The organism is Streptomyces sp. NPDC046759 (assembly GCF_040645475.1).
In the GTDB taxonomy this organism is placed as follows: Bacteria; Actinomycetota; Actinomycetes; order Streptomycetales; family Streptomycetaceae; genus Streptomyces.
This window is the reverse complement of the sequence record NZ_JBEYYJ010000028.1, coordinates 24,560-48,597: the sequence shown is the minus strand read 5'-3', so window position 1 is coordinate 48,597 and position 24,038 is coordinate 24,560. Positions and strand designations below refer to the sequence as shown.

Genomic DNA, 24,038 nt, shown 5'->3' with positions numbered 1-24,038 from the left:
GGCCGGTTGGGTGACTTTCACCCCTTCTTCAGCACCAGCTCCGTGTTCCGGTCGGTCACGCTGCCCGCGAGGGTCTTGCTGGCGCCCGGGGCGTTGTAGGCCAGCTCGCGGTAGAGGGCGGCGAGGCCGGTCTGGGAGAGGTCGGCGAAGTCGGTGCGGTGCGGGGCGGCGGACTCGATCAGCGTGGTGAACAGGGAGATCGTGCCGTCCTTGTTGTCCACCAGCTCGATGATGCGGGCCAGGTGGGGGTAGTCGATGTGCGAGGCGGTGGAGATCTCCCAGAAGGAGCGGCCGCCGGAGGCCTGGTGCGGGGTGATGACGTTCCGGTGGACGTGCCCGTTCACCCAGGCCAGCACGTTGGCGTGGGCGGACAGGACCGAGATCACCTCGGCGCCGCTGTGCCGCTTCTCGCCGGGACGGGCCGGGTCGGGGCGGGTGTTGTCCATCGACTTGCTCGTGTGGTGGCTGAAGACGACGGCGTAGGAGTCCTTGTTGTCCTTCAGCGTCTTGTCCAGCCACTTCAGCTGGGCGGTGCCGACGGACCCCTCGTAGAAGCCGCCGGCGTCGGTGGTGTCCAGGCTGATGCCGATGACGTCGTCGGCGATGCGGAAGGCGTAGTACTGGGTGCCCGCGTCGAGGTTCGCCGAGGAGTAGCCGTGCCCGACCGGGCCGTGGCCCTGGTGGGCGGGGTCGAGGTGGGCCTTGAGGTAGTCGGCGGGGGTGTAGGGGGCGCGCCTCTCGTCCGGCGTGACCGAACGCATCGAGCGGGCGTGGGCCTTGAGGAAGTCGCGGTATCCGGTGCCCTTGGGGTCGGTGCCGTTGTTGATGGAGGCCAGGAGCTTCTTCGCATCGGCGGCCGGGACGTTCATCAGCTTCCTGCCGCCCATGGCAGCCTCGGCGAGGTAGGGGTCGCCGTGGGAGCCGTAGGCGCCGAGCGGGAGGGCGTCGTGGTTGCCGACGGTGGAGTACCAGGGCAGCTTCAGGCCGGGGCTCTGCACCTCGCGGATCGCGGCGGCCAGGAAACCCTTCAGCTCCGGGAAGCCGAGCGCCTTGTCGTAGTCGCGGAGGGCGGCGTCGGGCTGCCAGAACAGCTGCAGACCACTGTTCTGCACGCCCTCGTAGTGCCTGGGGTCACCGGAGTTGGGGCTGATGCGGCCACCGCTCATCACCTTCATGAACCACTCCAGCTCGGAGTGGGCGTTGTTGTCGGTGTTGTCGCCGGTGGTCATGACGAAGTGGAGCGGGGCGCCGGTGACGGGGGCGCCCCGCAGCGCGTTGACCCGCTCGACGAGCGAGATCGCGCCGGGCACCGTGAGTGCCTCCTGCGGCCGCCAGGAGTGCGGATCGGCCGCGCGCAGGAACTCCCAGCGCAGAGGGTGCTGGACGTCCATCAGGTGCAGGTCGGTGAATTGCACGAACGCGGCGAGGGCGTGGCGGCGGCTCGCGCGGCCGGACTTGGGCGTGGCCAGCTCACCGCGCACCACGCGCGCCCAGCCGGGCCCGTCGCCGAGCCGCCGGTAGCCGGAGCTGTTCCGGGGCGCGGCGACGGAGGCGAGCGTGGTGCCCTTGGTGTAGGGGGCGAGCGGGGCCGCCGCGGTGGCCTGCCGGGAGTGGGCGACCGGCGTCGCGGCGGTGGTGGCGGCCTCGCTGTCGGTGGGGCGGAGGGCGTAGCCGACGCTGGCGGAGAGCGAGACCGCTCCGGCGGCGGCGATGACGGTACGGCGGTTGACCCCCGAAGCGGAGGTGGCGACAGAGCGTAGGCGCGACATGGCGCGATCTCCCCGAGTGCGAACGCGTCGGCAGTGGTCGCGGGTCGATCGCATCCGCGAACGCCCCGCTCACTCTGGATCGTTGGCACCGGGGATGACCTGCGCGTGAACGCGGCGGCAACGCGCAGCGCCGATCACCGTACGTGGATCTCGGGGTACCGGCCGCGGTCATGGAGTGGATTGCGGGCGGCCCCGGGGCAGTTACTCCTCGTTCATCTCCTGGGGTAGGGGACGGACTCCGGGGGCGAGATGCCCGTGCACGGGGCGCTCCCGCCACAGGCGCAGCGCGACGTCGACCAGGTGCACCCGGTTCAGGTCCGGTACGACCGAAAGGTCCTGCCATGCTGCGAAATCGGTGGAGCCGTCCATCTCGTACCGGAGTTCACCGCCGACGACCTGTCCTTCGTAGACGAGACGCAGTGCATGGTGGTCGGCGTGCCGGCCCACGGTCAGCCGGTGCGAGTCCACGCCGAGCAGACCGGTCACCTCGATGCGGTAACCGGTCTCCTCGGTGAGTTCGCGGCGCACGGTGTCGTACGGGTCCTCGCCGTGCTCCATGCCGCCGCCCGGCAGCACCCATTCGGGCGGTCCGCCGTCGAGGCCGGGTGACCGGGCGAGCAGGATCTGTCCGTCGCGGACGCATACGGCGTAGGCCGCCACCCTCAAGTTCCGTCTCATTCCGGGACGTTAGCCCGGCAGGTCCGGATTCGCCGGTGAATATTCGGGGGCGGACCAGCGCAGCGGCAGGGCGGCCGGCGTCCACACGGCCTCGGTGAGGGTGAAGCGGACCGTGCGGTTGCCCGCCGCGGTGAATTCGGTGCGCGCCTCGCCGGTGAGCTGGAGGGTGGTGCCGGTGCTCCAGTCCAGGAAGAACAGTCCGGCGCGGGGGTCGCTTCGCAGGTTGCCGAGGGAGAGGAACATGGCGTTGCCCGGGTAGTCCGGCCAGGTCAGTTCGCGTGCAGAGGTGACCCGGACGAAGCCGGGACTGCCGCCGCGGTGACTGGCGTCGGCGCCGGCCGGATGGACCGTGGCCAGGAAGAAGGTGTCGGACGCACGGATGAACGCGGCGTGTTGCGGGGCGAGTTCGGCCAGGCGGTGCGGGGGGCCCGGCTCTCGGTCGGGGAGGGTCTCGTAGGACTCCCTGCGCTGGATGTACTTGGGGCAGTTGGAGAAGACCCGGTCCGCGGTGACGGCGAACCCGCGGGGGGTCGGGCTCAGCCGGCCGTCGAGGCGCATGCGACGGCGGGTGCGGGGGTCGAGGGCGATGGTGCCGATGTGAGTGCCCGGGGTTTTCAGCGCCGCGGCGAGCGGCCCGCCCGGGTCGCCGTGCGGACGCCGGCCGGCCGCGGTCGCTCGCGCGGTTCCCCGCGCCCCCACAGGCCGGCCGTCCGTCCGCGCACCGGACGCGTGCCCGGCACCAAGGGCGACGGACATCTGCCGGGGCCCTGTGGCCCGGACGAATCCCGGGTCGCCCGTGAGCGCCGACGCCCACACACTCCCCGTCCCCGGGTCCGCCGCGCCCACGATCAGCAGGGGCTGGAGTTCCAGGAAGGCCGCCGCGACCGGCTTGATGTCCTGGCCGAGGGAGCGGCCGACGTGATCGGCGCGGTCACGTACGCCCATCAGCTCCTGCACGGCGAGCGAGCCCGCGTGATAGGCGCCCATGGTTAGAAGAAGCCGCAGGTCGGAGCGGTCGCGTGCGGGGCCGGGGCGCCGTCGGGGCCGAGCGGGGCGGAGATCTCCAGGCGGATGCCGTCCGGGTCGCGGAAGAAGATACCGCCCGAGGTCCCGCCCTCGCGGTGGGCGACCACGCCGTCGTGGGCGAAGTCCACTCCGGCGGCCCGCAGCGCCGTCTCGTACTCCCGGACGCGGTCGATCGAGTCGACCGTGAAGGCGAGGTGGTGCAGCCCGGACCGGTCGCCGTCGTACCGCCCCTGCGCCTGCTGCCAGAGGGTGACGAGCGGGGAGCCGCCGATCTCCCCCAGCATCGCCCAGCGCTGGTCGTCCTCCTTGCCCTCGGCGAGCACGGCGAAGCCGAGGAGGTCGCGGTAGAGGACGAGGGAGCGGTCGAGGTCGGTGACGTTCAGGCCTGCGTGCGCGATGCGCGGAGCCATGGGGCCCTCCTTGGGAATGGCTAACCTTCATAGATGAATTTAGACGGTTAGATGCCGACCGGTCAACCGCTCACATACAATTGAGCGGTTAGATGAGAAGGAGTGCCCGATGACCGCCGCCCGAGACCCCCGCCCCCTCACCGGTGAGCCCCTGGCTCTCGACCTGCTCAACACCCGGTGGAACCAGGAAGGCGTCACCCAGGACCTGCTCGACGACACCGGCGGGCTGGCGGTCTGGCTCACGAGCAACGGGCTGACCGGCGCCCATCCGGCCGGTCCGGAGGCGCTGCGCCATCTGCGCGAGGCGCGGGAGGCGATCGCGGCGGCGGTGCACGGGTCACCGCGGGAGGCGGCGCCACTGGTGGACGCCGTACTGGCGCACGGGCGGATCCGGCCCCGGCTGACCGCCGACGGTCCCGCCGAGGAACCCGAGTTCACCGATCCGGCCTGGGGGCCGGCCTGGCTCGCCGCCCGCGACTACCTGGACCTGCTCGGCAGGGCGCCGGAGCGGATCCGCACCTGCTCCGGCGGCGGCTGCATCCTGCACTTCTTCGACACGTCCCGGAACGGCACCCGCCGCTGGTGCTCGATGGCCGCCTGCGGCAACCGCGCGAAGGCGTCCCGGCATTACGCGCGCTCGAAGGAGAAGTGAGCGGATCCCCCACCATATGGTCCGTCTCCGCGCAAAACCCATCGCGGGTTTTCCCCATACATCCATATCGATTCGGTCAACGATCCCAAAAGACAAGCCCCTTGGGTAAAGCTGAGCGCCCTTGTCCGCTCGCTCCTTACCTGAGGGATGCCGATGACCCACACGCCTGAGCGTGATCCCATACCTGGTGGCAGACGCCTGGCCCGCACAGCCGTGACCGTGGGCGTGGTGGCCGCCCTCTCCGCGGTCGGGCCGATACCCCTGGCCCTGGCCGCCCCGGCCCCGCCCGCCGCGGCCGCCGCCGGCTCCGGCTCCGGCTCCGGCGTCAAGTCCGCCCATGACAAGCTGGGTTCGGACGACGCCGACCTGCTCGCCGAGGCCAAAGCCGACGGCGACAAGAACGTCACGATGATGATCGCGACGGCCCCGGGACAGACCGATCAGGTCGCACGGGAGCTGGACGCCGTCAAGGGCGGCTCGGTGGGCCGCACCTACGACAGACTCGGTTACGTCCGCGCCACCGTGCCGACGGCGAAGGCGGACTCGGCCATCGCCGCGGCCGCCCGGCTCTCCTCGGTGCACGCCATCGACCTCAAGCAGGAGATCCCGCTCGACGATCCGGGCCCGAACGGCACCAAGTCCGCGGCAGGCGCCAAGGCCCCGGCGGGCTCCGCCACTTACCCGGGGCCGGGCCGGAACACCCCCGCGAAGAACCCGTACAACCCGTCCTTCGAGACCGGTGCCGTCGAGTTCGTCCAGGACCACCCGAAGTGGGACGGCCGCGGCATCACGATCGGCATCCTCGACTCCGGCGTCGACCTCGGTCACCCGGCGCTGCAGAAGACCACCACCGGCGAACGGAAGATCGTCGACTGGGTGACCTCCACCGACCCGATCGTGGACGGTGACGCGACCTGGCGGCCGATGGTCACCACGGTCTCCGGGCCGAGCTTCTCCTACGGCGGCGCGACCTGGACGGCGCCCTCCGGCTCCTACGGGATCAGCACCTTCAAGGAGTCCGCCACCACCGGCGGCGACGAGAAGGGCGACCTGAACCGCGACGGCGACACCACCGACAGCTGGGGCGTGCTGTACGACCCGGCGGCCGGCACCGTCACCGTCGACCTGGACAACGACCACGACTTCACCGACGACACCCCGATGAAGCCGTACAAGGACGGCTACCAGGTCGGTTACTTCGGCACGGACGATCCGAAGACCGACGTGGCCGAGCGGGTGCCGTTCGTCGTGCAGATCCGCAAGGACGTGCCGATGGACCCCTACGGCGGGTCCTGGGTCGGCAAGAAGGCCGACTTCGTCAACATCGGCGTCATCGAGTCCGAGCACGGGACGCATGTCGCCGGCATCACCGCCGCGAACGGCCTGTTCGGCGGGAAGATGAACGGCGCGGCCCCCGGCGCGAAGATCGTCTCCTCGCGGGCCTGCACCTGGACCGGCGGCTGCACCAACGTCGCCCTCACCGAGGGCATGATCGACCTGGTCGCGAACCGTGGCGTCGACATCGTCAACATGTCGATCGGCGGCCTGCCCGCGCTGAACGACGGCGACAACGCGCGCGCCGAGCTGTACACCCGGCTCATCGACACCTACGGCGTCCAGCTGGTGATCTCCGCCGGCAACTCCGGACCGGGTGCCAACACGATCGGCGACCCGGGTCTCGCCGACAAGGTCATCTCGGTCGGCGCGGCCGTCTCCAAGGAGACCTGGGCCGCGAACTACGGCTCGGTCGTGGAGAAGAAGTACCAGATGATGCCCTTCTCCTCGCGCGGCCCGCGGGAGGACGGCGGCTTCACCCCGACCCTGACCGCGCCCGGCGCCGCGATCAACACCACCCAGACCTGGCTGCCCGGCTCCCCGGTCGCCGAGGCGGGCTACTCCCTCCCGGCCGGCTACTCCATGCTCCAGGGCACCTCGATGGCCTCCCCGCAGGCGGCCGGTGCGAGCGCGCTGCTGCTGAGCGCCGCCGAGCAGAAGGGCATCGGCCTCACACCCGCCGACCTGCGCACGGCGCTCACCTCGACCGCCCACCACATCAGGGGAGTTCAGGCGTACGAGGAGGGGGCGGGCCTGATCGACGTCGTCGGCGCATGGGACGCGATCCGCGACCACGCCACCGCGCACGACTACACCGTCGAGGCACCCGTCGACACCGCGCTCGACCAGTCCCTGAAGACCCCCGGTCTCGGCACCGGCCTGTACGACCGCGAGGGCGGCCTGGAGGCGGGCCGGCGGAAGACGTACGACATCACCGTCACCCGCACCTCGGGCCCGGACACGGCCGTCCGGCACCGGCTGCGGTTCGCGAACGACGCCGGGCACACCTTCCGGATCCTCGGCGACGACGTCGTGAAGCTGCCGCTGAACCAGCCGGTGACGGTGAAGGTCCAGGCGGCCCCGGCGTCGGCGGGCATCAAGAGCGCGATCCTGGAGGTCGACGACCCGAGGACGCCGGGGACCGACAAGCAGATCCTGACGACCGTCGTGGTCTCGGCTCCCGTGAACTTCACCTACTCGGCCACGGGTTCGGTGCAGCGCAACAGCACGCGGTCGTACTTCCTGACCGTGCCCCAGGGTGCGAAGTCGCTCCAGGTCGCGCTCGGCGGACTGAAGGACGGCAGCCAGACCCGCTTCATCGCCGTCCACCCGTACGGCGTCCCGGTCGACAACACCGGCACCCCGTACTGCTACCCGAACTACCTGGACGGCAACGGCTGCAGGCCGGACGTGCGCTCCTACACCGACCCGCAGCCCGGCGTCTGGGAGGTGGAGGTCGAGTCCCGGCGTACGTCACCGCTGCTGGACAACCCGTACACGCTCGACGTCTCCGTCCTCGGCGCGGCCTTCGACCCGGAGACGGTGACGGTGCCCGAGGCGAAGGCGGGCACGCCGGTCGCCGCGACCTGGAAGGTCACCAACCAGTACGCGGCCCTCGACGGCAGGCTCACCGGGGGCCCGCTCGGCTCGGCCAGGACGGCCCGCCCGTCCATCGGGCAGGGCGAGACGCAGACCACCACGGTGGACGTCCCGGCCGGCGCCACCACGCTGGACGTCGCCATCGGGGGCGTGTCGGACACGGCCGCCGACCTCGACCTGACGGTGTACGACGCGTCCGGCAAGCAGGTCGCCCAGTCCGCCGACGGCGACTCCGAGGAGGCGGTGTCCATCCCGTCCCCGGCCGCCGGTACGTACACCATCAAGGTCGTCGGCTACTCCGTCCCGTCGGGTGCGACGGGCTACGACTACCGGGACGTCTTCTTCTCCCCCGCCCTCGGCTCGGTCACGGTCGACGCCGCCGCACCGGTCGCGCTCGGCACCGGCGACACGGCCACGGTCACCGGCCAGGTCACGGCCGCCGCCGAGGCACCGGCCGGCCGCGAGTTCTTCGGCCGGATCCAGCTGGTGAACGCACGCGGCACGGTGGCGGGCATCGGCAACGTGAAGATCGACAAGGTCACGCCGTAGTGGGGTGACCGGCCGTACGGGGGGCGGGTGTCCGGTGGGACGCCCGCCCCTCACGGCTTCTCGGTGGGCGCCTCCTCGACGGAGCAGGTGGTGTGCCGTGACTTCGGCAGCGCCTCGGTGATCCAGGCACGGTTGGCGGCCACGCGGGTGTCACCGACGGCCCACAGACCCGGGACCGTCCGCCCGGAGCCGATCCGGACGAGCACGTGCTGGCCCGGGCGAGGGGCCGGTGTCGCGCCGGGACCGAGCAGGAAGCTGACCCGGGCCGGCCCGTGCGCGGGCTCGTAGGAGCGGATGACGGTGAGCGTGATCCGGGACCGGCGGGACTGCTGCTGCGGCTCCACCTCGGCCACGGTCCCCTCCACGACGAGCCGGGAGCAGGCCAGGACACGTGCCGGGTCGGACGGCTTCCCGTCGTCCCCGGAGATCTTGGCCGGTGCGTCGCCCACGCCCTTGGCCGCGGCACCGGCGTTGTCGTCCGAGCCGCCGGAGTGCGCCACCAGCCAGCCGAAGCCGACAGCCAGCGCGCAGGCCGTGGCACCGGCGAGCGTGCCGAAGGCGACCCGCAGCGCCCGGCGCGGCCCGGAGGGACGACCGGGGCGTGGGGGCCGCGGAGGGCGGCGCCCGGCCCGCACCGGCCGGGTGACACCGCGCGGCCGAGGCACCGTACGAGGCTTCCCGGCATGTTCGCCGGGCGCCCCCCGCTCCCCCGGCACCCCGTCCGCACGCTCCCCCGTCAGCGCCTCCGCGATCAGGGCCAGCTGCTCCCTCAGGACCGCCACATCGGCCTCGGCCGCCCGGTGCCCGGCCAGGAAGGCGGGATCCCTGCGGGCCTCCTCGGGCAGCGGCTCCCCCGTGATGGCGGCCATCAGCGCGTCCATGCCGCCGTACTCCCCGGCGTCTCCCGTACCGTCCGGGTCCTGCGCGCCCCCGTGTCCGGCGGTCACGTCACACCACCTCGTCCTCGTGCAGGCGGTCGCGCAGGGCGCGGACCGCCGAGTGCAGCCTGCTCTTGACCGTCCCCTCGGGGATGCCCAGCTCGTCGGCGATGCCCCGGACGGGCAGGTCGGCGAAGAAGCGCAGGACGAGGACCTGCCGCTGCGCGGCGGGCAGTCCGTCCAGGCCCCGGGCGACGGCGAGGGAGAGCAGGCTGGTCTCCTCGCCGGAGGGGCGCGCGGGCTCGTGCAGCGCGGCCAGCCGCTCCCCCAGCCGCTCCTGGCGCCTCTTGGCCCGGTGCCAGTCCATGGCGAGGTTGGAGGCGACCACCGCCGCCCACGCCGACACGTCCCGCGGCGCCTCCCGGCCGCTCGCGGTCCGCTCCAGCAGCCGCAGCCGTACCTGCTGCACCCCGTCCGGCAGGTCCGACTGCGGCACCCCGCCGAGCGCGAGCACCGCCCGCACCCGGCGTTCCTGGGCCGCGTCCAGCGGATCGTCGCCGGTACGGTCCCCTCGGTCCGTACCGGCGGCGTACTCCCCCCGGTCGCGGCGCGCCCCTCCGCGCAGCACAAGCCACCCCCTCACGCGTTTCTCCTACGACGCGGAAGCGTGCCGGAACGTTCGGCCGGTTCGAGCGGTCACGGAGGCGTACGTCACATCGCCGTGTGACCGGGACCCGTACGGGCAGGGACGGGACAGCACAGCTTGCGGCCCGGGCGTCCGGGCGAGGGAATTTCTCCAGCTCAGCGGGGTGTTCGACGGACGTCAGGAACCGTCCGCCGGGTGATCGTGTCCCACTCTTCGAGCACGTCTCGCAAAGAATTGGACAGGTGGACCGGGGTCGGCCGCATGATGGAAAAGCCCCGGTCATGCACGAGACACAAAGAGGGAGTCACTGTGAGGGTCGGAATCGTCGGAGCCACCGGTCAGGTCGGCACGGTCATGCGCAGGATCCTCACGGAGCGGAACTTCCCGGTCACGCAGCTGCGTCTGTTCGCTTCGGCCCGCTCGGCCGGCACCGTCCTGGACGGGGTGACGGTGGAGGACGCGGCGAGCGCCGACTTCACCGGCCTGGACATCGTGCTCTTCTCCGCGGGCGGCGCCACCTCCAAGGCGCTGGCCGAAAAGGTCGCCTCCCAGGGCGCCGTCGTGATCGACAACTCCTCGGCCTGGCGCAAGGACCCCGAGGTCCCGCTGGTCGTCTCCGAGGTGAACCCGCACGCGGTCGCCGACCGTCCCAAGGGCATCATCGCCAACCCGAACTGCACCACGATGGCCGCGATGCCGGTCCTCAAGCCGCTGCACGAGGAGGCCGGCTTGGAGGCGCTGGTCGTCGCCACCTACCAGGCGGTGTCCGGCTCGGGTCTCGCGGGCGTGGCCGAGCTGCACGGCCAGGTGCAGAAGGTGGCCGCCGAGGCCGACAAGCTGACCCACGACGGGCAGGCGGTCGACTTCCCCGAGCCGAACGTCTACAAGCGCACCATCGCCTTCAACGTGCTGCCGTTCGCGGGCAACCTCGTCGACGACGGTCTGAACGAGACCGACGAGGAGCAGAAGCTGCGCAACGAGTCCCGCAAGATCCTGGAGATCCCCGATCTGAAGGTCGCCGGCACCTGTGTCCGCGTGCCCGTCTTCTCCGGCCACTCGCTCCAGGTCAACGCCCGTTTCGCGCGCCCCCTCACCCCGGACCGCGCCACCGAGCTGCTCGCCGGGGCCCCCGGCGTGGCCCTCTCCGACATCCCGACCCCGCTGCAGGCGGCCGGCCAGGACCCGTCGTACGTCGGCCGCATCCGCCGCGACGAGACCGTGGACAACGGCCTCGCGCTGTTCATCTCCAACGACAACCTCCGCAAGGGCGCCGCGCTGAACGCGGTGCAGATCGCGGAGCTGGTCGCGGCGGAGCTGTCCGCGAAGTAGGGCGCAGGCACAGCGCCCGAAAAAGTGAGGGCGCCCGGCACGTGCCGGGCGCCCTCACGGTGTCCTACCGGCCCGCCGCCGCGTCCGCCGCCTGGGCCTTCAGGGCCCGTTCGACGCCCGAGCGGGACTCCGAGACGAGGCGGCGCAGCGCCGCGTTCGGCTCGGCCGCGGCCAGCCAGGAGTCCGTCCTGGCCAGGGTCTCCTCGGAGACCTGGACCGCCGGGTACAGGCCGACGGCGATCTGCTGGGCGATCTCGTGCGAGCGGGAGTCCCAGATGTCCTTGAGGACCTCGAAGTACTTGTCCGCGTACGACGCCAGCAGCTCGCGCTGGTCGGTCTGGACGAAGCCGCCGATCACGGCCTCCTGCACGGCGTTCGGCAGCTTGTCGGAGTCGACGACCGAGGACCAGGCCTCCGCCTTGGCCTCCGGGGTGGGCCGGGCCGCGCGGGCCGTCGCCGCGTGCCGCTCGCCGGCCGCGGTCCGGTCCCGCTCGTACTCGGCCGTGATCTCCGCCTCGTCGAAGCGGCCGACGGCCGCCAGCCGCTCCACGAACGCCCAGCGCAGCTCGGTGTCCACGGCCAGGCCCTCGACGGTCTGCGTGCCCTCCAGCAGCGCCTCCAGCAGGTCCAGCTGCTCGGGGGTGCGGGCGGTCGCCGCGAAGGCACGAGCCCACGCCAGCTGGTGGTCGCTGCCCGGCTCGGCCGCGCGCAGATGGGCCAGCGTGGCGTCGGTCCAGCGGGCCAGCAGGGCCTCGCGGGCGGCCGGGTCGGCGTACAGGTCGATGGCGAGCTTGACCTGGCGGTGCAGCGACTGCACCACGCCGATGTCCGACTCCTTGCCGATGCCGGACAGGACGAGGGACAGGTAGTCGCGGGCGGCCATCTCGGCGTCCCGCGTCATGTCCCAGGCCGAGGCCCAGCACAGGGCGCGCGGCAGGGACTGCTCGAAGTCGCCGAGGTGCTCGGTGACCACCTGCAGGGAGTCCTCGTCCAGGCGGACCTTGGCGTACGACAGGTCGTCGTCGTTCAGCAGGATCACCGCCGGGCGACGCCTGCCGACCAGCTGCGGTACGGCCGTCAGCTCGCCGTCGACGTCCAGCTCGACCCGCTCGGTGCGCACCAGCTTGCCGCTCGCCTCGTCGAGGTCGTACAGGCCGATGGCGATGCGGTGCGGGCGCAGGACCGGCTCGCCCTTGGCGCCGGCGGGCAGGGCCGGGGCCTCCTGGCGGACGGCGAAGGAGGTGACGGCACCGTCGGCGTCCGTCTGCACCTCGGGGCGGAGGATGTTGATGCCCGCCGTCTCCAGCCACTTGCCCGACCAGGTCTTCAGGTCGCGTCCGGAGGTCTCCTCCAGCGCGCCGAGCAGGTCGGACAGGCGGGTGTTGCCGAACGCGTGGCGCTTGAAGTAGGCCTGCACGCCCTTGAAGAACTCGTCCTCGCCGACGTACGCGACCAGCTGCTTGAGCACGCTCGCGCCCTTGGCGTACGTGATGCCGTCGAAGTTGACGAGGACGTCGTCCAGGTCACGGATGTCCGCCATGATCGGGTGGGTGGACGGCAGCTGGTCCTGCCGGTACGCCCAGGTCTTCATCGAGTTGGCGAACGTGGTCCACGAGTGCGGCCACTTCGAGCCGGGCGCGGCGGACTGGCAGGCGATGGAGGTGTAGGTGGCGAACGACTCGTTCAGCCACAGGTCGTTCCACCACTCCATGGTGACGAGGTCGCCGAACCACATGTGGGCCAGCTCGTGCAGGATGGTCTCCGCCCGCATCTCGTACGCCGCGTCGGTCACCTTGGACCGGAAGACGTACTGGTCGCGGATGGTGACGGCGCCCGCGTTCTCCATGGCTCCCGCGTTGAACTCGGGCACGAAGAGCTGGTCGTACTTCGCGAAGGGGAAGGCGTAGTCGAACTTCTCCTGGAACCAGTCGAAGCCCTGGCGGGTCACCTCGAAGATGGCGTCCGAGTCGAGGAACTCGGCGAGGGACGGGCGGCAGTAGATGCCCAGCGGCACGCTCTGCCCGTCCTTCTCGTACACGCTGTGCACGGAGTGGTACGGGCCCGCGACGATCGCCGTGATGTACGTCGAGATCCTCGGGGTCGGCTCGAAGGCCCAGACGTTGTCCTGCGGCTGCGGGGTCGGCGAGTTGGAGATCACCGTCCACCCCTCGGGCGCCGTCACGGTGAACCGGAAGGTGGCCTTCAGGTCCGGCTGCTCGAAGGAGGCGAACACCCTGCGGGCGTCCGGGACCTCGAACTGGGTGTAGAGGTAGGCCTGCTCGTCGACGGGGTCGACGAAGCGGTGCAGCCCCTCGCCGGTGTTGGTGTAGGCGCAGTCCGCGACGACCCGCAGGACGTTGCGTCCCTCCAGCAGGCCGGGCAGGGCGATCCTGGAGTCCTCGAAGACCTCGGCGGGGTCCAGCTCGTCGCCGTTGAGCACCACCTCGTGCACGGTCGGAGCCACCAGGTCGATGAAGGACTCCGCGCCGCTCCGGGCGGAGTCGAAGCGCACCGTGGTCACGGACCGGTAGGTACCGCCCTGCTGCGCGCCGGAGAGATCCAGATCGATCTCGTACGAGTCAACGGTGAGCAGCTCGGCCCGCTGCTGCGCCTCTTCGCGAGTCAGGTTTGTGCCAGGCACGCGGTCATCTCCTCGTTATGTGTCGGTTGCGTCATCCTTCCATGGGATCCACGGGGAACGCGATGTCCGGTTCCCGCCGGTGAGCGGCGCGCCGGGGCAGGACGCTGGACACATGACAACGATCCAGGCACCCCGGACGGCGGCATGCATGCCGCGCCCCATCCCGCCCCGGGTTCTGCAGGAGCTGCGGACCACCGACGACGCGGGGCGCCCCGCGGCCCCCTTCATTGACGAGGAGGGTGGCGCCCCGCTGCGCTGCTGCCTGCGCCGCAGCGAGCCCGGCGAGCCGATCGCCCTGGTCTCGTACGCGCCCCTGCGCCGCTGGGCGGCCGGGACCGGCGCCGCTCCGGGGGCGTACGACGAGCAGGGCCCGGTCTTCGTCCACGCCGGGGACTGCCCGGGTCCGTCCGGCCCCGGCCTGCCCTTCACCGACGCCCACCGCGTCCTGCGCCGCTACTCGGCCGGCGGCCGCATCCTGGGTGGCCGGCTGGTGGAACCCGCACGGGACCCGGGCGCCTTCCGGGCGGCCCTGGCGGAGGCCTTCGCCGACCCGGAGGTGGCGCTGGTGCACGTGCGGGCCGTGGAGTACGGATGCTTCCTGTACGAGGTGCGGCGGGACTGAGGGAGCCGCGAGGCGGAGTTCCGGTGCGGTTTCACGCCCCGGGGACACCGGCGGCAGCCGCACGCCGGAGAGCCTCCAGTGCCCGGGCCACCGCCCGCCCCGTCTCCCCGCCCCGGCGGACCGCCGCCGTCACATGCCGCACCGGGCCGTCCGGCCCGAGGTCCCGCATGACCACCCCGTCGCGGCGGGCCGCGGCCATGCGCGGGACCAGGGCCACGCCCATACCGGCCTCCACCATGGCGAGGATCGCGGTCCAGCCGGAGGCCGAATGGCCCTGGAAGGGGCTGAAACCGGCTGCCTCGCAGGCGCGGCGCGTGATGTCCGACCAGGGGCCGCTGCCGCCGAAGATCCAGGGTTCCGCGGCCAGGTCGGTCAGGTTCAGACGGTCCGTGCGGGCGAGCGGGTGGCCGGGGGGAAGGGCCACGTCGAGGGGGTCGGCCAGGAGGGGCACCTGGGTGAAGCGGGAGCCGGCCGCGCCCGGCGCCTCGGCCGCGAGGGACAGGGCGAGGTCGACCTCGCCGGCGGCCAGCAGGTCGTAGGCCTCGGCGGCCTCCGCCTCCGTCACACGGACGGTGACCCCGGGGTGCCTTGCCCGCAGGGCCCGTACGGCCGGTACGACCAGGGCGGGAACGGACGTCGAGAACGCGCCGATCCGGACCTCCCCGGCCTCTCCCTGGGCGTACGCCGCCAACGCGGCCTGGGTGCGCTCCAGTTGCTCGAAGACCGGCTCGGTGTGCGTCAGCACCAGGCGGGCGGCGTCGGTGAGCCGTACCCGGCGCCCCTGGGCCTCCAGCAGGGGCACGCCGAGCTGCCGGGCGAGGTTGGTGAGCTGCTGGGAGACCGCGGAGGGGGTCATGTGGAGGGCCTCGGCCGTCGCCGTCACGGTGCCGCGCTCGCGCAGGGTGCGCAGGATCTGCAGCTTCCGGATGTCCCACTCGGCCATGCCGGGAAAGCTACACGTCACCCGGAGGCGCCCGCGCCCAGCACCACCCCGCCCAGGATCAGCGCCATGCACAGCAGGTGCGTCCCGGTGGTGTCCTCGCCGAGCACGGCCCAGGACAGCACGGCCGCACAGACCGGCTGGAGGTGGTAGACGATGCCCGCGCGGGTGGCGCCGATCAGGGCGACGGCCTTGTTCCAGGCGAAGAAGGCCACCGCGGAGGAGGCGAGCCCTCCGTAGAGGAGGGGCAGGACCGTGCCCGGGGCCGGGGTGAAGCCGCCCTGGAGCAAGAGGCTCGCGGCCTGGACGGGCAGCAGCAGCACCGTGCCGATCAGAAAGGTGGTGAACAGGAAGCCGGTGCCGGAGAGTTCGGCGGGCCCGCGGCGCAGCAGCGCGCTGTAGCCGGCGAAGCAGCAGGCGGCCGCGGACATCCACAGGCCGCCGGACGGGAAGCCGGTGCCGCCGCCGACGAGCAGTGCCACGCCCGCGCAGGCGATGAGCAGCCCGGTGGTGCGCCGCGCACCGAGCCGTACGCCGCCCAGCCGTTCGAACACCGCCATGAGCACGGGCGAGGCGGCCATGATCATGCCCATGGTGGCGGCCGGGGTGGTCAGACCCGCCTGGTTGACGAGGGTGTTGTAGACGGCCACGCCCAGGGCGGAGGCGCCCAGGACGTGGCGTGCGTGCCGGCGGAGCAGGCGCCGTTGCCGCCAGGCCTGCCTCGCGCCGAAGGGTGCCACGGCGATCAGCGCGATCACCCAGCGCCAGAACGCGTGCTGGACGGGCGGGACGCTGTCGTGCAGGCCGCGGGAGGTGACGAAACTGCCGGACCAGACGACCGTGGCGAGCAGCGCACAGGCCAGGCCGACGAGGGGGCGGCGGGTCGGGACGCCGAGAGTCGGGGCGAGGGTCGTGCGGGTCGGGGTCCGGGGCAGGACGGCGGCCACTGAGGTCCTTTCGCTGGGCGGTGGGGGGGTGCCCCTACCGTCGCAGCGCGTCACCTGTCAGGTCCATCGAATCTTTTCGACGCTTCTTTTCAGCATGACTGAACGATCGGGGCGGGCGCCCGTCGACTCCGCCGAGCTGCCCCGCCAGCGTCGCGGCGAACGCCAGCGCCATGCCCGCCGCCTGGACCGGCGTGAGCGTCTGACCGAGTGCCGCCCAGCCGACGACGGCCGCGGTCAGCGGGGACAGCGGACCGAGGAAGGCGGCCTGCCCGGCGGTCAGCCGGCCGATGCCGCGGAACCAGAGCCAGTACGCGACGGCCGTATTGGCGAGGGCCAGATAGAGGTAGCCGCCCACGGCCCGGCCGTCCAGGGCGGGCGGGGTGCCCTCGACCGCGCAGGCGAGGGGCGCGATCAGCAGGCCGCCCGCGGTGAGCTGCCAGCCGGTGAGGGCGAGCGGACCGACCCCGTCCGGACGGCCCCACCGCTTGGTCAGCACCGTACCGGCGGCCATGGAGGCCGTGGAGGCGAAGGCCGCGAGCGCTCCCACGGCGTCGAGCCTTCCGGCCCCCTGCAGGACGACGAGGCTGACGCCGAGGGCGGCCACGACACCGGTGGCGAGCGTGCGCGGGTCGGGTCGCCGCCCGAGCAGCAGGGCCGAGAGGCCCACGACGAACAGCGGCTGCACCGAGCCCACGACGGCGGCCATGCCACCGGGCAGCCGGTACGCCGCCACGAACAGCAGCGGGAAGAAGGCGCCGATGTTCAGCGCGCCGAGCGCCGCCGACCTCCACCACCAGTGGCCGCGGGGCAGCACCCGGGTGAGCGCGAGCAGGACCGCACCGGCGGGCAGGGCACGCATCAGCGCCGTGAACAGGGGGCGGTCCGGGGGCAGGAAGGCGGTGGTGACGGCGTAGGTGGTGCCCCAGGAGACGGGGGCGAGTGCGGTGAGCGCGATGGTGGCGGATCGGTTCACGGCCGGCTTCTCCTCCGCCTTCATCGTGTCACCCCTCGGACAAAGTAACTTGGCAGAAAGTAGCTTAGCGCTAAGCGACTTAATGGCAAGCCACTTTCTTGTGGCCGATCGCCGGCCCAGCGATACTCGGCCCATGGACGAAGGCAGCCGGCAACGCAGGGACCCCGTCGACGCGATCATCGACCAGTGGGCGGCCGTGCGGCCCGACCTCGACTCGAGGGCGATGGAGGTCTTCGGGCGGATCTACCGCCTGGCCCGCACCATGGGCGACCGCACCGAGAAGGCGTACCGGCCCTACGGCGTCTCACGCGGTGAGTTCGACGTGCTCGCGACCCTGCGGCGCGCCGGCGAGCCGTACACCCTCTCCCCCCGCCAGCTGTCGGCCACGCTCATGCTCACCACCGGCGGGATGACCGGCCGCCTCGACAAGCTGGAGAGGGCCGGCCTGTTGCGCCGCTCCCCCGATCCGCACGACCGCCGCGGACTGCAGGTGACGCTGACCGAGAAGGGGCTGGACGTCATCGACCGGGCGGTCGGCGCGGGCCTCGCGGTCCAGACGGAGGCCCTGTCCCTCCTCGACGACGAGCGGGTCGGCCAACTGGCCGACCTGCTCAGGGAGTTGCTGGCGGGAACCACGGAGGGACCGCACTAACCGCCGACGCGCTCGGCGACCGCCGCCTCGATGTCCGCCGGGTCGGCCGAGTCGGCGAACCGGCCGCCGTGCAGCGCCTCGTGCAGACGGCCGCCGCCCGGCCAGGGCGACGTCCGGGACCCGGGCGCCTGTGAGGCGGTGGGCACCGCGCGGCGCGGGGTACGTGACGACCGCCGCCAGCTTCCAGCCCAGGTTGGCGGCGTCCTGGAGCCCGGCCGCGCGCGAGCGGTTCGCCGCGGACGGCTACGAACGGGCCACCATCCGGGCGATCGCCAAGGACGCGCGCATCGACCCGTCGACGGTGATGCGCTACTACGGCAGCAAGGAGGGATTTTGTTCGCGCCGGCCGTCGCGCTGGATCTGCGGCTGCCCGACCTGACGCGGGTGCCGTGGGACGAGGTCGGGCGGGCTCTGGTGGGCCGCTTCCTCGACCTGTGGGAGGAGAACGAGGAACTGACGGCCGTCCTCCGGGCCGGCGCGACCAACCGGGCCGGGGCCGAGCGGATGCAGGGCATCTTCCGGGACCAGCTGCTTCCGGTGGCCCGGCAGGTCTGTCCCGACCCCGAGCAGGTCCCGGCGCGCGCCGCGCTGTGTGCCGCGCAGCTGCTGGGGCTCGCCCTGACCCGCTATGTGCTGCGGCTGCCGCCGGCGCGGGAGCTGACGTGCGGGGAACTGCGGGCGTGGCTCGGTCCGACCGTGCAGCGGTATCTGACCGCGCCCAGCCCCTGAACCCCGCGCCGGCCCCTGACCGCGCCCGCCCCTGAGCGTCGCCGGACCGCGCGGGCCGGGTGGCTGCAACAGAGCCGTGCCCGACGGCGGAAACGCCGAGGGCGCCGACCTCACCCGGGTACGGCGGTGCGCACGTACCGACGGGAGGACAGGCGCCCCCGGCGACGGAATCGGTGTCCGGTCAGGCCTTGGCCTTGGCCTCGGTCCTGGCGTCGGCCGAGGGCTTGATGGTCCTGATCTTGGACTTGTCCAGCGCCATCACCAGACCGGCGATGATCGCGAACAGCGCGAGCGGGATCAGCACGTAGAGGCCCAGCGTCTGGACGACGCTCAGGCCGGGGCCGGGGTCGTCGCCGTCGTCGCGGGTCAGCGCGAGGGCGGGGGACGACATGAGCAGCATCATCAGCGTCGTACCGGCGGCCAGGGCGCCGGCGCGCAGGGCGTTCTTCTTGTCCACGGTCTCAAGTTAGCGAATCACCCGGAAGGCCACGCGCCCGGGGTCCCGTACGGGTGATCCTTCCGTCCGTCACCTGCGCGAACACATTCAGCAGCGCCCTCGTCCGGGGTGACGCCGTCAGCTCCTCCAGCGGTATCGGCCGGCCCTCGCGGTCCGCGATCGGCAGCCGCCAGTTCGGGTACTGGTCCCAGGTCCCCGGAAGGTTCTGCGGGCGGCGGTCGCCGACGCCGTCCGGGAGCCAGACGCCGATCAGCCGGGCCGGGGTGCGCAGCAGGAAGCGGTGGACCGCACGGATCTCCTCCTCCTCGTCGCTGCCGGGCGGTCCGGCGGCCGCCAGGTCCAGCAGGCCGAGGCTGCCCAGCAGGGCGAGCCACTCGGCGGCGTCGGCGACGGCCTCGGCGCGCTCCTCGGCCGCCGGGCGGGTGAGCAGGCCGAGGCGGTCGCGCAGGTCGACGTGGTCGGCGGTGAGCCGGGCGGCGGTGGGCGGCAGGTCGTGGGTGGTGGCGGTGGCCAGGCAGTCGGCGCGCCAGCGCTCGGGCGGCAGCGGACGCCCGTCACCCTCCCAGTCACGTTCGAACCACAGCACGGAGGTGCCGAGCACCCCGCGCCGCTGCAGTGTCTCGCGCACGCCGGGCTCGACGGTGCCCAGATCCTCGCCGATGACGACGGCGCCGGCGCGGGTGGCCTCCAGGGCGAGGACGGCGAGCATGGCGTCGGCGTCGTACCGGACGTACGTGCCGCCGGTGGGCGCGCTGCCCTGGGGCACCCACCAGAGCCGGAACAGGCCCATGACGTGGTCGATGCGCAGGGCGCCGGCGTAGCGGAAGAGGGCGCGCAGCAGGTCGCGGTAGGCGGCGTAGCCGGTGGCGGCGAGCCGGTCGGGGCGCCAGGGCGGCAGGCCCCAGTCCTGGCCCCGGGCGTTGAAGGCGTCGGGCGGGGCGCCGACGGAGGTGCCGGTGGCGAACACGTCCTGCTGGGCCCAGGCGTCGGCGCCGTCGGGGTGCACGCCGACGGCGAGGTCGTGCACGATCCCGACGGGCATCCCGGCCTCGCGTGCGGCGCGCTGGGCGGCGCGGAGCTGGCCGTCGGTGAGCCAGGCGAGGCGGGTGTGGAACTCGACCCGGTCGGCGAGCTCTTCGCGGGCGCGTGCGGTGGCGGCCGAGCGGGGGTCGCGCAGGCCCTCGGGCCAGCGCTGCCGGTCGGGGCCGTGGGCCTCGGCGAGGGCGTACCAGGTGGCGTGGTCGTCGAGGGCCCGGCCGTGGGCGGCGCGGAAGTCGTCGTAGGCGGCCCGGCGGCCGGGGGCGAGGGGGACGGCGAGCACGAGGTCGAGCGCCTGACGCTTCAGCTCCCACACCGCGTCCCGGTCGATGAGGGCGCCCTTGTCGAGGACGTCGGCGCGCAGCCGTTCGGCGCGCTCCAGCAGGCTGCTCAGCCGCTCGCGGTCCTCGACGTACGCGAACTCCGGGACGTCCTCGACCCGCAGGTGCACGGGGTCGGGGAAGCGCCGGGAGGACGGGCGGTACGGGGACGGGTCGGTGGGAGCGCCGGGTACGGCCGCGTGCAGCGGGTTGACCTGCACGAATCCGGCTCCGGCGGTGCGGCCGGCCCAGCCGGCCAGCTCGGCGAGGTCACCGAGGTCGCCCATGCCCCAGGAGCGGCGGGAGAGCAGGGAGTACAGCTGGACGAGGAGGCCGTAGGAACGGCCGGGCGGGGTGGGCAGCCGGTCGGGGGCGACGACGAGGTGGGCGTGTCCGGTGCGGCCGTCGGGGGCGGCGGCGGTCACCCGGTGCACGCCGAGCGGCAGGTCGGCGGTGGTGTCCCGGTGCTCGCCCTGCTCGGTGTCCACGCGCAGGCGGGTGCCCGGCGGCAGGGCGGCGAGGGCGGCGGGGCCCTGCGGGTCGCCGGCCCAGTGCACGAGCGTCGGCGGCAGCAGGCGCTCGCGCAGCTCGCGTTCCCGTGCGGCGAGCGCGGTGCGTACGGCGGCCGGGCCGGCCGCGTCGACGCCGAGGGCGGCCAGAGCCGCGACGACGGCGGAGGCGGCGACCGGGACGCTGCGGCCCGGGGCGGGGCTGTAGGAGGTGGCGACCCCGTGCAGTTCGGCGAGCCGGGACAGGTCCCCTGCCGGAGGTACCAGGTTCTCGTCGGGCGCCGCCGTCATCTACAGCCCCGACGCGAAGGAGCCGGGTACCGGGTCGGATTCGCTGGTCAGGGCGGCTGTGTCGGCGAGCGGGGGTTCGCTGGTCAGGGGCTCGGCATCGGGCAGTGGCGGTTCGCTGGTCAGCGGGGCCTGGGCGTCGGCGCTCTCCGCGCTGAACACGCACAGCGCCGCGCCGTCGGTCGGGGCGGACGGGGCCGCCTCGGGTTTCCACTGGGCCGGGATCGGAAGTCGAGCCGGTGCGGCCACGGGGGCCTCCTCTCGTCGGGCCGGCGCGGGCCGGCCGGATGGTCTGGCTTTGAACGGATTACGGCAGGCCTACCCCGTGACGGCGTCGGCACTCCCCACGGCTGCCCGAACACGGGGCCCGGGGTCTGCGCGCCCCCCGATCACTATTCACTCAGTACATGTATCGAGTGCATAATGGGCTGCATGAGCACCCGTCACATCCTCCTGGGTCTGCTCGCGGCTGGGCCGAGCCATGGCTACGACCTCAAGCGACGCCACGACGAACGGTTTCCGCAGGCCCGTCCGCTGGCCTACGGGCAGGTCTACACGACCTTGCAGCGCCTGGTCCGCGACGGACTCGCGGAGGTGACGGGCACCGACGCGGACGGCGGCCCGGAGCGGACGCTGTACCGGACGACGGACGCCGGCACTCGTGAACTGGGCCGGTGGGCGGCGGAGGTCAGCCCTCCGGCGCCCTTCGTGGCGAACGAGATCTTCGCGAAGGTCGTCGTGGCGATCCTGGCCGGCGGCGACCCGGCCGCGTACCTCGCCGCCCAGCGTGCCGCGCACATGGAGCGGATGCGGCAGCTCACGGCCGTCAAGACAGACCCGGCCGCCGACCTGGCGACCGTGCTGTCGGCCGACTACGCCCTCAACCATCTCGACGCCGAGCTCCGCTGGATGAACACCACGGCCGCCCGGCTGACCACTTTGACCGCGGAGGTCGACCCGGCATGAGCAAGGGGGACAGCGACGTGCGGAACAGGGACGCGCTGAAGAGGGGGGACGGTGCTGTGCCACTCCTGGCGGCCCGTGACCTGGCCAAGGCACACGGCAGGACCGTGGCGCTGCGCGGCGCCTCGGTCACGCTGGACACCGGCGAGATCCTCGCCGTGACCGGCGCCAGCGGCAGCGGCAAGTCCACGCTGCTGCACTGCCTCGCCGGGATCGTACGGCCGGACTCGGGAGCGGTGACGTACGCCGGTCAGCGACTCGACCGGCTCGCGGAGAAGCGGTTGAGCGAGCTGCGGCGGACCGACTTCGGGGTGGTGTTCCAGTTCGGGCAGCTCATCCCGGAGCTGACCGCGCTGGACAACGTGGCGCTGCCGCTGATGCTGGCGGGCGCGTCGCGCACGGACGCACAGGCGCGGGCCGGCGAGTGGCTGGAGCGGTTCGGGGTGCGGGGGCAGGGCGGGCTGCGGCCGGGTGAGCTCAGCGGCGGGCAGGCCCAGCGGACCGCGCTGGCCCGCGCCCTGGTCACGGGTCCGAAGGTGGTGTTCGCGGACGAGCCCACGGGGGCGCTGGACTCCCTGGCGAGCGAGCAGGTGATGACGGCCCTGGTGCGCACCGCCCGCGAGGCGGGCACGGCCGTCCTGCTGATCACGCACGACGCCCGGGTGGCGGCGTACGCGGACCGCGAGGTGCGGCTGAGCGACGGTGCCGTGCTGCCCGCGGGGGTGGCGGCATGAGCACGGATCTTCGGCTGGCCTGGCTGCTGACCCGGGGGTCGGACCGGCGCGAGTGGTGGCGGGTCGCGCTCACCGCCGTGGGCGCGGCCCTGGTGACGGGCGTCGCGCAGGTGATCGTCACGCTGGCGACCCTGGACGGCTACTACTCCATGCCGGTCGGCGCCGGGCTGCTCGATTCCGCGAGCGATCGCGACGGCGTCGTCTTCGCCCTGCTGTTGCTGCTGGTCCCGGTGCTCGGGTTCCTCGGCCAGTGCGCCCGCGTCGGCGCGGTGCACCGCGATCGCCGCCTGGCCGCGCTGCGGCTCGCGGGAGCCGGCTCCGGGCAGGTGCGGCGGATCGCGGCGCTGGAGTCGGGGCTGGCCTGCCTCGCGGGTGCGGCGACGGCCACGGTCGCCGGAGCCGTCGTACTGCTGCGCCTGTGGCGGCATCCCGGCCCGGTGACCTGGACGGGTCTCGCGCTCGCGGCCGTCGCCGTTCCAGTGCTGGGCGCGGCGGTGAGCGCCGTGGCGCTGCGCCGCGTGGTGGCCTCCCCGCTGGGGTGGGTACGGCGGGTGCGGCCCACGCGGGGGCCCGGCCGGGTGTTCGGGGTGGCGACCGGACTGCTCGGGATCCTCGTGGTGGGCGTCGCCCTGGAGCCGTTCGACGGCGGCCCGGTCGAGCACTCCCTGGTCCCGCTCACGGTGTTCTCCCTGACGCTGCTGGTCGGCGCGGTGTCGGTGTGGCTGACCGGCTGGACGTCCCGGCTGCTGGGCCGGCTGTGCGCCGTACGCGCGGGGCGCCCGGCCCTGCTCATCGCGGCGGAGCGGCTGCGCGACGACCCGTGGGCGGCGGCCCGCACGCACGCGGCCGTGCTGCTGGTGACGGTCGCCGGCACCGGGTACGTCGGCGTGCGGCAGGCGCTGCTCGCCGCTGTGCGCCGCACCGGCACCGACCACCTCGCCGCCGGCCTTTCGTACTACACGACGGGGCTGGACCTGACCGGCGCCGCGATCCTGGTGGCCCTCGCACTCGTGCTGTCCGCGCTCGCCGTGGGCACGGCCGAGTCCCTGGCCACGCGGCGCCGGGGCCTGGCCGCCCAGACCGCCGCCGGGGTGCCGCAGTCCGTACTGCGCGGGGCGCTGCTGCTGGAGACCGCGGTGCCGCTGGTGCCCGCGGTGGTGCTGGCCGGCGCCGGCGGCATGGCGATCGGCGTCTGGTACGGCACGCTCACCGGCGCCTCAGGAGCCCTGACCGTGCCGTGGCAGGCGGCGGCGGTCCCCGTCGGCGTGTACGCGTGCTGCCTGCTGGCGGCGGCCACCTCTCTGCCCCTGCTACGCCGCTCGGCACACCCGGCGGAACTGCGGTACGCATGAGT

General features: G+C 73.2%; 21 protein-coding genes and 2 pseudogenes. 9 read left to right on the top strand and 14 right to left on the bottom strand.

Annotation, left to right across the window (positions count from 1 at the left end; all coding sequences use genetic code 11):
- Window positions 1-17: 17 nt before the first annotated feature.
- The 4 genes from ABZ919_RS31415 to ABZ919_RS31400 form a co-directional block, all read right to left on the bottom strand.
- Entirely contained in the window at window positions 18-1,769 is a 1,752-nt protein-coding gene (locus ABZ919_RS31415) for a TIGR03767 family metallophosphoesterase (RefSeq protein ID WP_361254224.1), read from the bottom strand.
- A 201-nt stretch (window positions 1,770-1,970) separates the two neighbouring features.
- Window positions 1,971-2,447, bottom strand: coding sequence for an NUDIX hydrolase (locus tag ABZ919_RS31410; RefSeq protein ID WP_361254222.1), 477 nt, complete (start codon window positions 2,445-2,447; stop codon window positions 1,971-1,973).
- A 9-nt stretch (window positions 2,448-2,456) separates the two neighbouring features.
- A complete protein-coding gene (locus tag ABZ919_RS31405) occupies window positions 2,457-3,434 on the bottom strand; it encodes a pyridoxamine 5'-phosphate oxidase family protein (RefSeq protein WP_361254220.1) in 978 nt (325 codons plus the stop codon).
- Window positions 3,435-3,436: 2 nt separating this feature from the next.
- On the bottom strand, window positions 3,437-3,883 hold the full coding sequence (locus ABZ919_RS31400; RefSeq protein WP_361254218.1) for a VOC family protein: 447 nt from the start codon (window positions 3,881-3,883) through the stop codon (window positions 3,437-3,439).
- Between the two features lie 109 nt (window positions 3,884-3,992).
- Here ABZ919_RS31400 and ABZ919_RS31395 point away from each other — a divergent pair, with 109 nt between their 5' ends.
- Both ABZ919_RS31395 and ABZ919_RS31390 read left to right on the top strand, forming a co-directional pair.
- A complete protein-coding gene (locus ABZ919_RS31395; RefSeq protein ID WP_361254216.1) occupies window positions 3,993-4,535 on the top strand; it encodes a CGNR zinc finger domain-containing protein in 543 nt (180 codons plus the stop codon).
- A gap of 153 nt (window positions 4,536-4,688) precedes the next feature.
- The gene (locus tag ABZ919_RS31390) at window positions 4,689-8,018 is read left to right on the top strand and encodes a S8 family serine peptidase (protein WP_361254214.1); all 3,330 of its coding nucleotides are present in this window, start codon (window positions 4,689-4,691) and stop codon (window positions 8,016-8,018) included.
- Window positions 8,019-8,068: 50 nt separating this feature from the next.
- On the opposite strand, the gene ABZ919_RS31385 is transcribed toward ABZ919_RS31390, so the two are convergent.
- Both ABZ919_RS31385 and ABZ919_RS31380 read right to left on the bottom strand, forming a co-directional pair.
- Window positions 8,069-8,965 carry a hypothetical protein gene (locus ABZ919_RS31385; protein WP_361254212.1) on the bottom strand — a complete coding sequence of 299 codons (897 nt, stop codon included), beginning with the start codon at window positions 8,963-8,965 and terminating at the stop codon, window positions 8,069-8,071.
- Window position 8,966: 1 nt separating this feature from the next.
- Window positions 8,967-9,524, bottom strand: coding sequence for a sigma-70 family RNA polymerase sigma factor (locus ABZ919_RS31380; protein WP_361254412.1), 558 nt, complete (start codon window positions 9,522-9,524; stop codon window positions 8,967-8,969).
- A 327-nt stretch (window positions 9,525-9,851) separates the two neighbouring features.
- Here ABZ919_RS31380 and ABZ919_RS31375 point away from each other — a divergent pair, with 327 nt between their 5' ends.
- Window positions 9,852-10,871 carry an aspartate-semialdehyde dehydrogenase gene (locus ABZ919_RS31375; RefSeq protein ID WP_361254210.1) on the top strand — a complete coding sequence of 340 codons (1,020 nt, stop codon included), beginning with the start codon at window positions 9,852-9,854 and terminating at the stop codon, window positions 10,869-10,871.
- 64 nt (window positions 10,872-10,935) lie between these two features.
- Here ABZ919_RS31375 and pepN read toward each other — a convergent pair whose 3' ends face one another.
- On the bottom strand, window positions 10,936-13,512 hold the full coding sequence (gene pepN / locus ABZ919_RS31370; protein ID WP_361254208.1) for an aminopeptidase N: 2,577 nt from the start codon (window positions 13,510-13,512) through the stop codon (window positions 10,936-10,938).
- 112 nt (window positions 13,513-13,624) lie between these two features.
- Between pepN and ABZ919_RS31365 the strand changes: the two genes are divergently transcribed.
- Window positions 13,625-14,134 (top strand): DUF1203 domain-containing protein, encoded by a 510-nt coding sequence (locus ABZ919_RS31365; protein WP_361254206.1) that lies wholly within the window; start codon window positions 13,625-13,627, stop codon window positions 14,132-14,134.
- A 31-nt stretch (window positions 14,135-14,165) separates the two neighbouring features.
- Here ABZ919_RS31365 and ABZ919_RS31360 read toward each other — a convergent pair whose 3' ends face one another.
- The 3 genes from ABZ919_RS31360 to ABZ919_RS31350 form a co-directional block, all read right to left on the bottom strand.
- Window positions 14,166-15,077, bottom strand: coding sequence for a LysR family transcriptional regulator (locus tag ABZ919_RS31360; RefSeq protein WP_361254204.1), 912 nt, complete (start codon window positions 15,075-15,077; stop codon window positions 14,166-14,168).
- A 17-nt stretch (window positions 15,078-15,094) separates the two neighbouring features.
- Window positions 15,095-15,937 carry a DMT family transporter gene (locus tag ABZ919_RS31355; protein ID WP_361254410.1) on the bottom strand — a complete coding sequence of 281 codons (843 nt, stop codon included), beginning with the start codon at window positions 15,935-15,937 and terminating at the stop codon, window positions 15,095-15,097.
- Window positions 15,938-16,055: 118 nt separating this feature from the next.
- Window positions 16,056-17,018: an EamA family transporter gene (locus ABZ919_RS31350; RefSeq protein WP_361254202.1), complete on the bottom strand. Its 963-nt coding sequence runs from the start codon at window positions 17,016-17,018 to the stop codon at window positions 16,056-16,058.
- Window positions 17,019-17,127: 109 nt separating this feature from the next.
- Here ABZ919_RS31350 and ABZ919_RS31345 point away from each other — a divergent pair, with 109 nt between their 5' ends.
- A complete protein-coding gene (locus ABZ919_RS31345; protein ID WP_361254200.1) occupies window positions 17,128-17,646 on the top strand; it encodes a MarR family transcriptional regulator in 519 nt (172 codons plus the stop codon).
- Here the strand turns inward: ABZ919_RS31345 and ABZ919_RS31340 are convergent.
- Window positions 17,643-17,808, bottom strand: a pseudogene (locus ABZ919_RS31340) (FAD-dependent oxidoreductase); the annotation flags it as partial. The gene ABZ919_RS31345 and the pseudogene ABZ919_RS31340 sit on opposite strands and share 4 nt — an antisense overlap.
- Before the next feature lies 1 nt (window position 17,809).
- Here ABZ919_RS31340 and ABZ919_RS31335 point away from each other — a divergent pair.
- Window positions 17,810-18,375, top strand: a pseudogene (locus tag ABZ919_RS31335) (TetR family transcriptional regulator).
- Between the two features lie 181 nt (window positions 18,376-18,556).
- On the opposite strand, the gene ABZ919_RS31330 reads toward ABZ919_RS31335, so the two are convergent.
- From ABZ919_RS31330 to ABZ919_RS31320, 3 genes are read right to left on the bottom strand one after another with little or no spacing between them, the layout of a single operon-like run.
- Window positions 18,557-18,832, bottom strand: a complete 276-nt coding sequence (locus ABZ919_RS31330; RefSeq protein WP_361254198.1) for a hypothetical protein — start codon at window positions 18,830-18,832, stop codon at window positions 18,557-18,559.
- A gap of 4 nt (window positions 18,833-18,836) precedes the next feature.
- The gene (gene malQ, locus ABZ919_RS31325) at window positions 18,837-20,990 is read right to left on the bottom strand and encodes a 4-alpha-glucanotransferase (protein ID WP_361254196.1); all 2,154 of its coding nucleotides are present in this window, start codon (window positions 20,988-20,990) and stop codon (window positions 18,837-18,839) included.
- The gene (locus ABZ919_RS31320) at window positions 20,991-21,236 is read right to left on the bottom strand and encodes a hypothetical protein (RefSeq protein WP_361254195.1); all 246 of its coding nucleotides are present in this window, start codon (window positions 21,234-21,236) and stop codon (window positions 20,991-20,993) included.
- A 183-nt stretch (window positions 21,237-21,419) separates the two neighbouring features.
- Here ABZ919_RS31320 and ABZ919_RS31315 point away from each other — a divergent pair, with 183 nt between their 5' ends.
- Genes ABZ919_RS31315 through ABZ919_RS31305 form a run of 3 tightly spaced genes read left to right on the top strand, consistent with a single transcriptional unit; the run spans window position 21,420 to window position 24,036 of the window.
- Window positions 21,420-21,953: a PadR family transcriptional regulator gene (locus ABZ919_RS31315; protein WP_361254193.1), complete on the top strand. Its 534-nt coding sequence runs from the start codon at window positions 21,420-21,422 to the stop codon at window positions 21,951-21,953.
- Complete coding sequence (locus tag ABZ919_RS31310; protein WP_361254191.1) at window positions 21,950-22,684, top strand: ABC transporter ATP-binding protein; 735 nt, start codon at window positions 21,950-21,952, stop codon at window positions 22,682-22,684. The genes ABZ919_RS31315 and ABZ919_RS31310 overlap by 4 nt, the downstream gene beginning before the upstream one ends.
- Window positions 22,681-24,036, top strand: a complete 1,356-nt coding sequence (locus ABZ919_RS31305) for an FtsX-like permease family protein (RefSeq protein ID WP_361254189.1) — start codon at window positions 22,681-22,683, stop codon at window positions 24,034-24,036. Before ABZ919_RS31310 ends, ABZ919_RS31305 begins: the two co-directional genes overlap by 4 nt.
- Window positions 24,037-24,038: the final 2 nt, after the last annotated feature.

Coding starts and splice junctions, on each gene's coding strand:
- ABZ919_RS31415 (WP_361254224.1), bottom strand. CDS start 1,769: ATGTCGCGCCTACGCTCTGTCGCCACCTCCGCTTCGGGGGTCAACCGC.
- ABZ919_RS31410 (WP_361254222.1), bottom strand. CDS start 2,447: ATGAGACGGAACTTGAGGGTGGCGGCCTACGCCGTATGCGTCCGCGAC.
- ABZ919_RS31405 (WP_361254220.1), bottom strand. CDS start 3,434: ATGGGCGCCTATCACGCGGGCTCGCTCGCCGTGCAGGAGCTGATGGGC.
- ABZ919_RS31400 (WP_361254218.1), bottom strand. CDS start 3,883: ATGGCTCCGCGCATCGCGCACGCAGGCCTGAACGTCACCGACCTCGAC.
- ABZ919_RS31395 (WP_361254216.1), top strand. CDS start 3,993: ATGACCGCCGCCCGAGACCCCCGCCCCCTCACCGGTGAGCCCCTGGCT.
- ABZ919_RS31390 (WP_361254214.1), top strand. CDS start 4,689: ATGACCCACACGCCTGAGCGTGATCCCATACCTGGTGGCAGACGCCTG.
- ABZ919_RS31365 (WP_361254206.1), top strand. CDS start 13,625: ATGACAACGATCCAGGCACCCCGGACGGCGGCATGCATGCCGCGCCCC.
- ABZ919_RS31360 (WP_361254204.1), bottom strand. CDS start 15,077: ATGGCCGAGTGGGACATCCGGAAGCTGCAGATCCTGCGCACCCTGCGC.
- ABZ919_RS31350 (WP_361254202.1), bottom strand. CDS start 17,018: ATGAAGGCGGAGGAGAAGCCGGCCGTGAACCGATCCGCCACCATCGCG.
- ABZ919_RS31345 (WP_361254200.1), top strand. CDS start 17,128: ATGGACGAAGGCAGCCGGCAACGCAGGGACCCCGTCGACGCGATCATC.
- malQ (WP_361254196.1), bottom strand. CDS start 20,990: ATGACGGCGGCGCCCGACGAGAACCTGGTACCTCCGGCAGGGGACCTG.
- ABZ919_RS31315 (WP_361254193.1), top strand. CDS start 21,420: ATGAGCACCCGTCACATCCTCCTGGGTCTGCTCGCGGCTGGGCCGAGC.
- ABZ919_RS31310 (WP_361254191.1), top strand. CDS start 21,950: ATGAGCAAGGGGGACAGCGACGTGCGGAACAGGGACGCGCTGAAGAGG.
- ABZ919_RS31305 (WP_361254189.1), top strand. CDS start 22,681: ATGAGCACGGATCTTCGGCTGGCCTGGCTGCTGACCCGGGGGTCGGAC.